General features: G+C 37.5%; 12 protein-coding genes. 5 read left to right on the plus strand and 7 right to left on the minus strand.

From position 1 onward, the window contains the following. Positions 1-4 precede the first annotated feature (4 nt). From Q0983_RS16300 to Q0983_RS16325, 6 genes are all read right to left on the minus strand, one after another. Complete coding sequence (locus Q0983_RS16300; RefSeq protein WP_299555768.1) at positions 5-1,192, minus strand: aspartate aminotransferase family protein; 1,188 nt, start codon at positions 1,190-1,192, stop codon at positions 5-7. Then, a complete protein-coding gene (locus Q0983_RS16305) occupies positions 1,189-2,955 on the minus strand; it encodes an OstA-like protein (protein WP_299555770.1) in 1,767 nt (588 codons plus the stop codon). Before Q0983_RS16305 ends, Q0983_RS16300 begins: the two co-directional genes overlap by 4 nt. Before the next feature lie 264 nt (positions 2,956-3,219). After that, a complete protein-coding gene (locus Q0983_RS16310; protein ID WP_299555772.1) occupies positions 3,220-4,494 on the minus strand; it encodes an adenylosuccinate synthase in 1,275 nt (424 codons plus the stop codon). Positions 4,495-4,507: 13 nt separating this feature from the next. After that, entirely contained in the window at positions 4,508-4,960 is a 453-nt protein-coding gene (locus tag Q0983_RS16315) for a transcriptional repressor (RefSeq protein WP_299555774.1), read from the minus strand. 26 nt (positions 4,961-4,986) lie between these two features. Next, a complete protein-coding gene (locus Q0983_RS16320) occupies positions 4,987-7,206 on the minus strand; it encodes a RelA/SpoT family protein (protein WP_299556025.1) in 2,220 nt (739 codons plus the stop codon). Positions 7,207-7,278: 72 nt separating this feature from the next. After that, entirely contained in the window at positions 7,279-7,854 is a 576-nt protein-coding gene (locus Q0983_RS16325) for a non-canonical purine NTP diphosphatase (protein ID WP_299555776.1), read from the minus strand. Between the two features lie 81 nt (positions 7,855-7,935). Here Q0983_RS16325 and Q0983_RS16330 point away from each other — a divergent pair, with 81 nt between their 5' ends. The 5 genes from Q0983_RS16330 to raiA all read left to right on the plus strand — a co-directional run bounded on the left by Q0983_RS16330 (position 7,936) and on the right by raiA (position 12,521). After that, positions 7,936-8,325, plus strand: a complete 390-nt coding sequence (locus Q0983_RS16330; RefSeq protein ID WP_299555778.1) for a hypothetical protein — start codon at positions 7,936-7,938, stop codon at positions 8,323-8,325. A gap of 30 nt (positions 8,326-8,355) precedes the next feature. After that, positions 8,356-9,930: a hypothetical protein gene (locus Q0983_RS16335; RefSeq protein ID WP_299555780.1), complete on the plus strand. Its 1,575-nt coding sequence runs from the start codon at positions 8,356-8,358 to the stop codon at positions 9,928-9,930. A gap of 11 nt (positions 9,931-9,941) precedes the next feature. Then, entirely contained in the window at positions 9,942-11,582 is a 1,641-nt protein-coding gene (locus Q0983_RS16340; RefSeq protein WP_299555781.1) for an AMP-binding protein, read from the plus strand. An 11-nt stretch (positions 11,583-11,593) separates the two neighbouring features. Then, a complete protein-coding gene (locus Q0983_RS16345) occupies positions 11,594-12,145 on the plus strand; it encodes a GDSL-type esterase/lipase family protein (protein WP_299555782.1) in 552 nt (183 codons plus the stop codon). Positions 12,146-12,218: 73 nt separating this feature from the next. Beyond that, on the plus strand, positions 12,219-12,521 hold the full coding sequence (gene raiA, locus Q0983_RS16350) for a ribosome-associated translation inhibitor RaiA (RefSeq protein ID WP_299555783.1): 303 nt from the start codon (positions 12,219-12,221) through the stop codon (positions 12,519-12,521). 23 nt (positions 12,522-12,544) lie between these two features. On the opposite strand, the gene Q0983_RS16355 is transcribed toward raiA, so the two are convergent. Beyond that, the gene (locus tag Q0983_RS16355) at positions 12,545-13,807 is read right to left on the minus strand and encodes a hypothetical protein (protein WP_299555784.1); all 1,263 of its coding nucleotides are present in this window, start codon (positions 13,805-13,807) and stop codon (positions 12,545-12,547) included. Positions 13,808-13,811: the final 4 nt, after the last annotated feature.

The following is a 13,811-nucleotide window of genomic DNA, read 5'->3' on the forward strand; positions in this document are numbered from 1 at the left end:
AGTGCTATTGTTGTTGCTTAATGCTATCCAGAACCTCGAGGATTATGGTGCATCCTTTGATGATCTCATCTTCCGAAATGGTTAAAGGCGGTGTAATTCTTACTGCTTTCTGTTCAAAAAGAAGCCAAAAAAGGATCAACCCTTTATCCTGACTTTTTAAAATTAGGGCGTTGGTTATTTCAGCAGAATCGGTCATTATGGCAAGCATTAAACCTTTTCCTCTAACTTCTTTTATAAGTGGATGTGCCAATAATTTTCTAAAGAGTTTTTCTTTTTCCAGGGCCTGAGCCATTAAATGACTTCGGGTAATTTCTTTTAATGTAGCTAAAGCAGATGCTGCAATTACGGGATGCCCTCCAAATGTAGTTATGTGCCCTAATTTGGGGTTGTCTTTTAGCAAATCCATTAATGCACCCGAAGCGGTAAAAGCACCAATGGGCATACCACCACCTAAGGCTTTGCCAGTCACCAGTATATCCGGTGTGCAATTATAGTGTTCAAAACCAAAGAGTTTGCCTGTTCTTCCCATACCGGGTTGGATCTCATCTAAAATGAGCAGGGCACCTACTTTATTGCAACGTTTCCTGACGTTTTGCAGGTAGTTATTTTTTGGTTCAATAAAACCGGCACCTCCCTGGATAGTTTCCAATATAACGCAGGCGGTTTTATTTGTGATACACTCTAGGTCTTTTTCATCATTAAAGTTTATGAACTTAACATCCGGTAATAGCGGCCTGAAGGCTTGTTTACGTGCTTCAAACCCCATAACGCTCATAGAGCCCATAGTGTTTCCGTGATAGGCTTTATTGGCGGCGATTATTTCACTTCGTCCCGTAGCACGTTTTGCAAGTTTAAGGGCGCCCTCGATAGCTTCTGTGCCCGAATTTGTTAAATAGGTTTTTTCGAGCGGTTCGGGAAGGTTATCCGCTAATAGTTTTGCAAGCGCTACAGCTGGTTTCTGGATGTATTCTCCGTAAACCATAACATGCATATACTTATCTAACTGCTCTTTTATGGCTCCCACAACTTTTGGATGGTTATGGCCTAAAGGGCAAGCGGATACGCCGGCAACAAAATCTAAATAGGCTTTTTTGTTAGTATCGTAAATATAAGACCCACGGGCATGTGATATTTCCATGGCCAATGGATGTGGTGTGGTTTGCGCCTGGTATTTGAAGAAGTCCTGTGTCACTTTTTCTCCTTAGGAGTTGTATTAGAAGTGTTCTTTTTTGCTTTAATGTCTTCTGTTATAATATTTTTTGAAGCATGGCCCCCTGCCTGTTCGATCCGTTCCAATAAATCGGCATCAAAAAAATCATCCGGAGGGACATAGTCTTCAAGCCCTTTTATTACCGGTAATTCTAATGGCGGGTCATCTTTAAACAAATCTTCAATACTATTCAAACGTTCTTCTTCCCGCCAGTCAAAACCTCTTAAGAGTTTATCTCGTTCTTCGTATTGTGATTCCGGGTGTAAACTCCCGTCAACCTGATTTAACCGGGTATATTCTTCAATAGTGCCCTGATCAAAAAGAATAGAAATGCTACCGGATTTGGCTTTATCAATTCCAATGAGTTCCTGCTGATCATTTCGGGCGTAAAAAATAGATTCGGCATTTTGGGTAATATCTACCTGGCGGAGTTTGTTTTCGTCATTGAACAGGCCTTTTAAACGCATACCATAAATTTGATTAAAGCCTGTTTTACTAATGGTATCCTGACTAATAATAAAGGCGTTTTCAAAAACCAAAAGCGAGTCAATTTTCTCAGACTCCGGATTAGAAATTAAATGAATGGTATCCCCGGTCATTTGATTTTCCAGGTTCCACATAATGGGTTTTCTGGCGGTTGAAAACCTATCCGACGAACCAAATTTGTTCAAATTGATCAGTTGGGTCAATCCGGTCTTCTGGTTGGAATGGATGGAATCTGCTTTTCCGCTTAAGTCTGATTTATAAATTCTGGCATTATAGAAGGCCCTGATAATTCTGTTCTCAGGTTTTCCGGTAACCATTATTTTATCGGCATGCATATAAACGGAATCCTTTTCCTGAACCGTTATGGCCAAAGCACGTTTGGTAATAAATACCGAATCTTTTTCTTCGCCTTTAAAAACTTCGGCATAATGGCCTTTAATAATGCTATGGTTTATCGTGTCAGTGACCTTAATATTGTTAGAAGCTGAGGCAAAGTCTTTGGTAGTATCAAAATAAAGGCTATCACCTTCAATGATCCTGTTGTCATAATCAATTCTTGCATTTTTAAGCGCATAACCTACTTCAATTTCGGAGTCATAAAACCCTTTTTCACAATAGGTTTTGCTTTCAGGCGTGGTAATGGTAGAGGGGCCGAATAAAAAGGCGTGTCCGGTATCTGAATAAAAATCGAAAAAATTAGATTTAATTGTAGTACTATCATTAACTAAAACAACATCTTCAACAAATTTAAATTTGTTTTCCTGCATATAATGCCTCCCTATTTTACTGGTAATGGTAGTTGTAGAATCTTTTACCACGGTACCACCGCTTCTGTAAAATGCTTCCTGTCTTAGCCTGTCAAAGAAAAGCGTGTCTGATAAAACGGTTGTTTTAGGGTCTTCTAAAATGACATCACCTCTTGCTAAAGCCAATTGTGTTATACCACTGTATTCAATATACTTAGACGTCATATTTACGGTGTCGGCTTGTTTCATTCTTACATTGCCGTACGCCTCAATAAAGTTTTCTTTACCGTAATGAATGGCTTTGTCACACCAAAGGTCTATACTTTCATGGGAAATATGAACTTGTTGAGAATCATCCCGGGTTAAAACTCTGGCTCCGGGATACTTGGCTTCATCTATGGTTAACCTGCCGGCATATTCAATTTTAATTTCTTTCTTTTCCTGGGCCTGAAGGTGTACTCCTGAAAATAAGCCAATAAACAAAAGAAAATATATAAGGTGTGCTTTATTCAACGTGAAACAATTTGAAGCAAAAATAATGATATGTGACTACTATACCATATGTTAATTCAAATTACCATAATAAAATGCCCTTTTTCCCTTTCTGCTTCTTTAAAAAATATAACCGTAGCTATGGCTATGCTTAGATTTTTTAAATTACATAAAACAAAAAATCATCATTTTCTTCAACGGTAATTTGAATTAACATATGGTATTTGAAACGAAAAACGCTCCAAAATATTTTTGGAGCGTTTTCGATAAGATTATTGATGTTGTTTATTTTCTAAAAATAGTCTGTTTTCTATCCGGCCCAACAGACACAATAGTAATAGGGATTTCCAGTTCTTTTTCCAGGAAATCTATATAATCGTTTAATCCCTGGGGGAATTGAGACGCATCGGTCATCGTAGTTAAGTCTTCTTCCCAGCCTTTAATTTCGGTGTAAACAGGTTCTACATTTTCAGCTTCAATGTTATAAGGCAAATGTGCTATGGTTTCACCTTTGTATTTATAGGCGGTACATACTTTTAAGGTTTTAAAACCGGAAAGCACATCGGCTTTCATCATGTTAAGCTGCGTTACACCATTTACCTGGCACGCATATTTTAAAGCTACCAGATCCAACCATCCGCAACGTCTTTTACGTCCGGTTGTAGCTCCAAATTCATGGCCTACACGCCCCATGGTTTCACCGTCTTCATCGAATAACTCCGTTGGAAACGGACCGGAACCAACTCTTGTGGTATACGCTTTAAAAATACCAAAAACGTCTCCTATTTTATTAGGCGCCACACCCAGGCCTGTACAGGCACCGGCAGCGGTTGTATTACTTGATGTTACAAACGGATAGGTCCCAAAATCTATATCTAAAAGCGACCCCTGGGCCCCTTCGGCCAGAATGGTTTTGCCTGATTTTTGCGCCTGGTATACGTACTCTTCAGAATCGATAAACGTTAAGGATTTTAAAACGTCTATGGCTTTAAAGAATTCGGTCTCCAGTTCTTCCAGGTCATATTCAATATCCACATCGTAAAACGCAATCATGGATTCGTGCTTGTTAGCCAGATTTCTGTAACGCTGTTTCCAATCGGATAACTCTAAATCACCCACGCGAATACCATTTCTTCCGGTTTTGTCCATATAGGTTGGCCCAATACCTTTTAAGGTGGAGCCGATTTTGGCTTTACCTTTTGCAGCTTCACTGGCAGCATCCAAAAGTCTGTGTGTTGGTAAAATAATATGTGCTTTACGAGAAATAAGCAGCGACTTCTTATAGTCAACATCTTGTTCAGCTAACTTATCAAGTTCCCCTTTAAAAATCACAGGATCAATGACCACGCCGTTACCAACTAAATTCATGGCATCACCATGAAAAATCCCGGAAGGGATAGTATGTAAAACATGCTTTTTTCCATTGAAAACCAGGGTGTGTCCCGCATTGGGCCCACCTTGAAAACGTGCTATAATATTGTAGTTGTTGGTAAGTACGTCAACAATTTTTCCTTTGCCTTCGTCTCCCCATTGTAGTCCTAGTAGTAAATCTACTGCCATTGTAAAAAAATAGTTATTTGGATGATTTTCTATTTCCGTAGAAATAAAGTGAGTGGTTATTGATTTCGATATCGAAAACTTCTTCGATAGTTTTTTTTATGGATTGAATTCTGGGATCGCAAAACTCTATAACTTCACCCGTATCGGTAAGAATGACATGATCATGCTGTTTATCAAAATACGATTTTTCATAATGTGCCTGGTTTTGCCCAAACTGATGTTTTCTAACCAAACCGCATTCTAAAAGTAATTCTATGGTGTTATAAAGTGTAGCGCGGGATACTCTATATTTTTTGTTTTTCATATTAAGATATAGCGACTCTATATCAAAATGTTCATTGTTATTATAGATTTCCTGAAGTATAGCATAGCGTTCGGGTGTTTTCCGGTGTCCGTTACTTTCTAAAAAGTCGGTAAAAACACTTTTAACTATTTCCTGATTTTTATTATCTGCCTTTGCGCTCATAATTCCGTGGCAAATTTACACTTTTTTTACAGTCTGGTAACCTTATCTATACCATTAATTTTTTTAAGTTTTTCAACAAGCTTTTTTATGATGGTATTGTTCTTTACTTCTATATTGACTTTTCCTGAAAAAAGCCCGTCATCACTTTCAAAATTAAGACTTTTCATATTAACATGCATGTTAGATGAAATAATTTGAGTGATCTCATTTACAAGCCCGATATTATCAATTCCCGATATGGCAATTTTAGCAATAAACTCCTGTTGTGAAGAATCAATCCATTTTGCAGTCATGATCCTGTAAGCATAGTTTGATTGTAAACTCACCGCATTAGGGCAATTTTTTTTATGGACTTTAATACCATCGGAAACGGTTAAAAAACCAAAAACCTGATCGCCCGGAATCGGGTTACAACAATTAGAAAGTTTATAATCCAGTTTTTCTTCTTCTTTGCCAAAAACCAGTAAGTCATAATTTGCCGTGACCTCTTCTTTATCAATATCTTCCTTGCTGACGTTGGCTTTCCTCTTAATTTTGTTTTTAATAAAACTCATTAAGACATTGCTTCTGGAAGAGGCGAAGTTTTTGAGCATGGTATTATCAATGGTGCCAATACCAACCCTGTAAAACAGATCTAAACTGGTTTTAAGCTTGAAGTAATTAACAAGTTCATTTGTTGAAGCTTCGTTAAGCGTTATTTTAAGCTGCTTTAATTTTCTTCTAAGGATTTCTTTGCCTTCTTCACCAATGCGCTTTTTGTTTTCTCTAAGGGCAGATTTTATTTTACTTCTGGCCCGGGCCGTTGTAGTGTAATCTAACCAGTTTGAATTTGGTTTTGCACTGTCTGACGTTAAGATATCCACCTGATCACCGCTAACCAATTCATGGCTCAACGGGACCAATTTACCATTTACTTTAGCGCCTCTCGTTTTCATGCCAACTTCGGTATGGATACTAAAGGCAAAATCTAATGCGGTAGCCCCTTTTGGCAAGGATTTTAGATCCCCTTTAGGGGTGAATACAAATATTTCTTTTGAATATAAATTGAGTTTGAACTGCTCAACAAAATCAACCGCATTGGTTTCCGGGTTTTCAAGGGCCTCCTGTAACCTGTTGATCCAGGTTTCAAGGCTGTCTTCTTTTTCGTTGCCTTGTTTGTACTTATAATGTGCTGCATAGCCTTTTTCGGCTATTTCATTCATGCGTTCACTTCTGATTTGAACTTCCACCCAACGTCCTTTTGGACCCATAACCGTAATATGCAAGGCTTCATAACCGGTAGATTTAGGAGACGATATCCAGTCTCTTAACCGGATAGGGTTTGGCCTGAAATGGTCTGTTACAATGGAATAAATTTTCCAGGCAAAGAACTTTTCGTTTTCCAGGTCACTTTCATAAATAATTCTGATAGCAAATTTGTCATAAACCTCATCAAACGAAACCCCCTGAGTCATCATTTTTTTTCTGATGGAAAAAATGGATTTAGGCCTTCCCTTTATGGTATAGTTAAATTGCTCTTTGTTCAATGACCTTTTTATAACACTACTGAACTGTTTTATATATTGATCCTGTTCTTCTTTACTATCCTCTATTTTACTAAGAATGTCGCTATAAACATCCGGTTCGGTATATTTTAAACCCAGATCTTCCAGTTCGGTTTTAATGTTGTATAAACCGATCCTATGGGCCAAAGGGGCATAGATGTATAAAGTTTCAGAAGCTATTTTTTCTTGTTTGTCCGGACGCATAGCATCCATCGTCTGCATGTTGTGTAGCCGGTCTGCAATTTTTATAATGATCACCCTGACATCATCGTTAAGGGTTAGCAGCATTTTCCTGAAATTTTCTGCCTGTAAAGACACATCCATGTCTTTTTCTTTACTTAAAGACGATATTTTAGTGAGTCCGTCAACAATGGTAGCAACTGTTTTTCCGAAGCGTTTTTCAATATCTTTAATGGTATAGTCTGGGCTATCTTCAACCACATCATGCAGTAAAGCAGCAGCAATGGAGGTGCCGTCTAATCCAATTTCCTGGGCCACTATTTTAGCAACTGCCAGAGGATGGAAAATATAGGCTTCACCGGATTTTCTACGTTGATCTTTATGGCCGTCAAGAGCCACTTCAAAAGCACTTCTTATAAGTTTTTTGTCATCATTGGAAAGCGTAGTATAGCTTACCTTTAAAAGTTCTTTGTAGGCTTTGGTAATGGCTGCATTCTCTATTTCAATATCTTCCGCTGTCATCATAGATTAAAAGTAACATAAAGAATATTAACAGCCAACAAGAATGCTGAATTTTGTAGTGGTTTTTAAGTTTTACCGATTTAAAAAATCTACTAATTGTTTTATGGCTTTTCCACGGTGACCGATCCTGTTTTTAAGGCTTAAATCCATTTCAGCAAAGGTTTCTTTGTAGTTTTCAGGCCTGAAGATGGGGTCATAGCCAAAGCCGTTTTTACCGTGTTTAGTCTCCGTTATAGAGCCTTTGCAAATACCTGTAAATGTATGCAGTTTGTTGTTTAAGTGGAGTGCTATAACAGTTTTGAACCGGGCATTTCTATTATCTTTATCATGTAATGCTTCCAGAAGTTTATTCATATTATCTTCAGCACTACGTTGTGCCCCGGCGTATCTTGCCGAATACACTCCGGGAGCACCATTTAAAGTATCAACTTCCAATCCGGTGTCATCGGCAAAGCAATCGTATCCGTAATGGGTTTTTATGTACTCCGCTTTTTGTCTTGCGTTTCCTTCAATGGTATTTTGTGTTTCCGGAATGTCTTCAAAGCAACCGATGTCTTTTAAGCTTAGAAGCTTAATGTGTTGCGGTATTAAGGCTTGAACTTCTTTTAGTTTATTGTCGTTATTGGTGGCAAAGACTAGTTTATCCATTTTCAAAAATTGGGTTGTAGCTATATTGAGTTTTTTTAATTAGCTTTATGAAATACAAAGCAAAATTAAAATTTATTAGGTATGAAAAAATTATTTGTGATTGCAGCTTTTATATTGTTCGGTTTATGTAATGTGCAAAGTCAAAACATCAGGCAGACAGCTGTAAAGACTAAATATGACAATGTGTTTTACAGAACGCCCAACAGTAAGTATGCACCTTTTTTAGTTGAACGCATCGTGTATTCTACCAGTTTCAAGGGATCTAAATCTGAGAACATATACCAGGTTTCTATTTATGGTAGTGTAAAGGGTGAAAAAAAACAATTAAATTATAATGCCGGATCAACGGATGAACTTGCGTATTATAAAAAGGTTTTTACGGGCAGATATAAGAAAATAAACTTGTATGAAGGCAAATACAAGGTGGGGGCTAAAACTTATTTCGACACCTCCATTGGGGTTGAGTATTAGAGGTTTTTAAACTTGTTAATACCAATTGTTATGAATAAATTATTCCTTTTTTTATTAATCGTTTTACTTGTCAGTTGTAAGACGGATAAATCCAAAGTTGATTATTTAGGGGTTGCGAACCTGGATGTCACGGGACACAAAGATGCCATTCCTTTATTTGAAAAGGGGCTTTTATTACTTCATAGTTTTGAATACGTAGATGCCAGGGAAGCTTTTTTGAGAGCGCAGGAGATTGATCCTGACATGCCCATGGCTTATTGGGGTGAAGCTATGACTTATAACCATAGTTTATGGAGGAATCAGAAATACGAAGAAGGATTTGAAGCGGTAAAGAAAATCAAAGCTATTGAGGACATAGCTAATTTAACACCGCTGGAACAGGATTTAATAAAGGGATTAGAGATTTTATATAAGCCTAAAACCCCTAAGCAGCAGAGAGATCATGAGTATATGGAACACCTGAAAGGCTTGAATAGTAAATACCCTGACAATCATGAAGTAGGGGCATTCTATTCGTTATCATTATTGGGTTCCGTTTCTGAAGGAAGAAATGACTCCATTTATGGTTTAGGTGCCGATATTGCCAAAAAGATCTTAAAAGAAAATGCTAAGCATCCCGGAGCTTTACATTACCTTATCCATTCTTATGATGATCCTGGCCATGCAGCATTAGCGTTGGAAGCAGCCAATTCTTATGCTGTGGTTGCTCCGGATGCCAGTCATGCTTTGCATATGCCATCGCATATTTTTGTCGCTCTTGGTATGTGGGACCGGGTTATAGCTTCCAATATTGATTCTTATGAGGCCAGCGTTACAAGAATGCAGGAGAAGGGATTGGATAATGACGCGCGCGGGTACCATGCCTATCACTGGCTGGAATATGGTTATCTTCAAAAACAGCAGTTAGAGGAAGCTGAAAAGATGGTTTGGGATATGCAGACCTATTGTAATGAGAAACCCTCAAAAAGGGCCAGGGCGCATCTTTTATTTTTAAAAGGCACTTTTTTGGTCGAAACTGACCTTTGGGATCATGATATTGTTGATATAGAAGTAGATGTTTCCGATCTGAATATTACACTAAAAGCTCAAAACTTTTTTATAAATGGTATGAAAGCTTACAAAGATAAAAATGGGCAGGCTCTGGATAAGGTTATTGAAGCGTTTAATAAGGCATTAGAAAAAGAAGCCTTGTTAGTCCAAAACCTTAGTAATGGTTTTTCGGTATGTGCTTCGGTAGACAGGTCTATGCCTGATCAAACCGATATAGAGGAGTCTAATGTTATGAAAACACAGTTGCTGGCATTACAATCCTGGTTGAACGATGATATGGAAGCAGCAGAAAAATTGTTAAAGGCATCGGTTCAATCAGAAGATCAATTGAGTTACAGCTACGGTCCGCCTTTTATTAAAAAACCAACCAAGGAACTGTACGGAGAATTTCTGATCTCTCAGGAAAAATATGCAGAAGCTATTACCATGTATAAAGGCGCTTTAAAACGAGGCCCCAAACGATTGGCAGCATTATCCGGAATGAAAAAATCTGCTGCACTATTAGGAGATGATGCTTTGGTAAAAGACATTGATTTGGAACTAAGTAAAATTTGATATAAACTTTAATGAGCAAATTCAAGTCACCCCTTGAGGCTTTTTTATATTGGGAAAAAACAACGCCCAGTGCTGTGTTTTTAAAACAGCCTGTTAACGGGAAGCATATCAATTTTACTTATGCTGAGGCTGGAGCAGAAGCCAGAAAAATAGCTTCGGCGCTAAAACTGTATCAGTTGGATGAAGGTAGTCACGTAGCCATTTTATCAAAAAACTGTGCACATTGGGTTATGGCCGATTTGGCCATCATGATCTGTGGCTATATCTCTATCCCTATTTATCCAACATTAAATGCCAACTCGATCAACCTTATTTTAGAACATAGTGAATCTAAAGCTATCGTAGTTGGTAAGCTTGATGATTTTAATTCGCAAAAAGAAGGGCTTCCCGGTATCCCGGTAATCAGTGTCGGGCTTTATGGGGAATCTACAGGTGATCTGTGGGAAGATTTACTAAAAAAAAATGAACCGTTAAAGGACTTACACAGGCAAAATCCTGACGAACTTCATACTATAATTTATACTTCCGGGACCACAGGGACCCCTAAAGGCGTGATGCATACTTCGGGGAATTTAATGGAAAGTGCCCACACGTTAACCGAAGTATTTGAGTTGCCAAATAATTTGAGGTTGTTTTCCTATTTACCATTAGCCCATGTGGCAGAACGTTTGCTAATAAATGCCGGTGTGGTTTTAGGGGGCGAAATTTCGTTTGCAGAATCATTGGATACCTTTGCGTCAGATTTGGAAAGCACCCAACCGCATATCTTTTTTGCGGTTCCCAGGATCTGGACCAAGTTCAGAGAGAAAATATTAGAGTCGCTGTCTCAGAACAAATTAAATATTTTATTGAAAATTCCTTTTCTCAGCACCTTCTTAAAAAATAAATTGAAAAAGAAATTAGGGTTAAAGGAGGCTTATTTTGTTTGTTCTGCGGCAGCACCGTTGGCGTCTAGTTTAATTGAGTGGTTTCAGACATTGGATATACATATTATGCAGGGATACGGGATGACCGAAGACTGCTGTGTCTCTCATTTTAACACGTATCGAAATAATAAAATAGGGACTGTTGGCAAGACCTTATATAATGTAGAGGCAAAACTTTCCGCCGAAGGCGAAATATGTATAAAAAATAACTGCTTAATGAAGGGATATTTTAAAGCCCCCGAAATGACCGCATCTGTTTTTGACACCGAAGGCTATTTAAAAACCGGAGATATTGGGGAGTTTGATCACGACGGTTATTTAACCATCACCGGAAGGGTTAAAGATCAGTTTAAGACCGATAAGGGTAAGTACATTTCACCATCTTATATGGAGCTTATACTGTCTAAAAACACCGATATAGAACAGGTTTGTGTCGTGGGATCGGGCATTCCGCAACCTATAGCGTTAATAACACTTTCGGAATCAGGAAGCGCCAAAGAAAAAAATAGATTGATTGAAAGTTTACTATTCACAGTAAGTGGCATGAATCCGACCCTTGAAAGCCATGAAAAGATTGAAAAAGTGGTGATCATGAAAGAAGAATGGAGTGTTAATAATGGTTTATTAACACCTACTTTAAAAGTAAAACGAAACAGTATAGAAAAGATTCATAAACCATTCTATACCGAATGGTTTGAAATGGATGAAAGCGTGATTTTTGAGTAAACGGTTTGAAAATGAGCACAATTAAAATTGCATGTGTTGGTGATAGTATAACTTTTGGCTATGACATTCAGGAAGCACATAAATGGACCACCCTTTTAAGGAATGAATTACAGGTTGAGGTGCTGAATTTCGGCATCAACGGCGATACTACAAACGGTATGCTTAGCAGGTTTAATGAAGTGCTTTTTGAGAACCCCTCTCTCATAATTGTAACAGGTGGTACCAATGATTTATGGTATGGCTTAAAGGACGAGCAAATAATAGCCAATATTAACGCTATGGTTAAACATGCTCAGCATCAAGACATAGATTGTTTAGTTGGCATCCCTACACCAAATTTTAGCCTTAACGCCGTCAATTTAGTTGATGAAGATTATGCTGAATGCATCAGGAGCTTTCAAAACAGGTTGATAAAATTCTGTTTGTTAAAAGAGATATCTTATATCGACTTTTCATTAGGTATGAAAGAAGCACATTATTTTGATGATGGATTACATCCAAATGTTGAGGGACAACAGGTTATGATGTTAAATGCTCTTAATGTGTTAAAAAAAATAATTTGATATGATAAATGTCACTTGATTTGCTCCAAAAGAATTCTAAATTTATAATATTGTTAAACCTAATTCATAAAATATGACAATTAATATTCAGTATGTGCATATAGGAAATAGTGATGCTATGAACGAATATGTGGAAGAAAAATTAAAGAACCTTCATAAAAAATATGAATGGATCATAAAAGCCGAAGTACATTTTGAAGTGGAGCATAACGACAAGTTAAAAGGCAAAATTTGTAAAATGGAGTTAAGCGTTCCCGGGCCAAGGATTTTTGCAAGTTCCAATGAAGATAATTATGAGGAAGCCGTAAAGAACACCATAAAAGATCTCGAGATCCAGCTTAAAAAACGCAAGCAGGTATTTAACAATTATCATTAGTGTTGCTTGAAAATTGGTAGTATTTATTGAAAGTTGTTTTTTATTATAACATTACCGTTTTTATCGGTGATTGACAGATCTTTTACTTCACCGGCACCTAAAAATTTATATCGTAAACCTACCAGTTTACCCATAGATCGGTTGTATGTTCCGGAGTAGATCTCTTTGTTGTCAATATATACTTTAATCAGTTTGTTCTCAATGCTGATCTTAATGTCTTTGAAGGTAGAAAAGTTGGATCCGAAAGCAGACAGATCTTGTTCTTTTCCATTGAGAAACACATCATTTAGCATGACATTGATGTTAGAGACACAACCGGGAATTGTAAACGGGATAATGATGGCGCCTTTTGAACCTATTAAATAAATATTGATCGTTTCACAAACAGCCCATTTATCCCTGTAAGTGTTTTTAAGGGTAGTTTCCAGGGTAAAATTGTCGCCGGAAACAGCACCTAGATCCTCAATGAAATGAAAGGTGGAAATTACCGGAGTTTGGCTGGAACTAATTTCTGAAATTAACAGCGAATCAAGAAAAAGCCCCTGGTTTATAAACTGATCTTTTTCCAAATACTTAGGTATGGGATCATAATCTATAGAGGCACTCCAACCATCAGATTTAATAAACAGATCATGCTCTTTTATGACATTATTATCCACTAGCAGTTTGGCCCTGAAATAACCCGGGAAATAATAAATCCCGGTAGCTTGTTTTTGTCCTTTTTTAAGTTTGATGGTTTTGGTAGGATCCCAATATTGTTGAATATAAATACTATCGGATTTAATTAAAGTCAGATCAAAATCAAAAACAACAGAATTAGGCATCCCTGTAGCAATGGGCTTACTGGAAAACTTGATTTTTTCAATATCCTCTAATGAAATAGGGTCTTTTTTAGATGTTACAGATGAATATAAAGTAATGAACACCAGAGCCAAACCGGCTGCTAACCCAAAAACCAAAGGCATTTTAATGAGCGTTTTGCTATGGGCTTTTTTAGGACGATTAACTTTAGAATGCGCATTCTTAAAATCCCTCCAGTTCTGATAATCTATAAATTGAGATAGGGTGTTAAGTGTACTAATACTGGGGTTTCCCTTATAGCTAACTTTACCCCAAATACGTTTTAGAGTGGTGGGGCTTAGTAATACCCTGGTTTTTTGTTGAATAGTTTCACTCAGCTCATTAAATACGTCATTATGCCATTCCGAGGCGTCGCCCCAGTTGAGTTTTTCTTCAATACGTTGAAGGCATTTTTGAATTAATATGTGTTCTTCAGAATGGTTCATTAGG

The organism is Seonamhaeicola sp. (assembly GCF_028281565.1).
Classification (GTDB): Bacteria; Bacteroidota; Bacteroidia; order Flavobacteriales; family Flavobacteriaceae; genus Seonamhaeicola.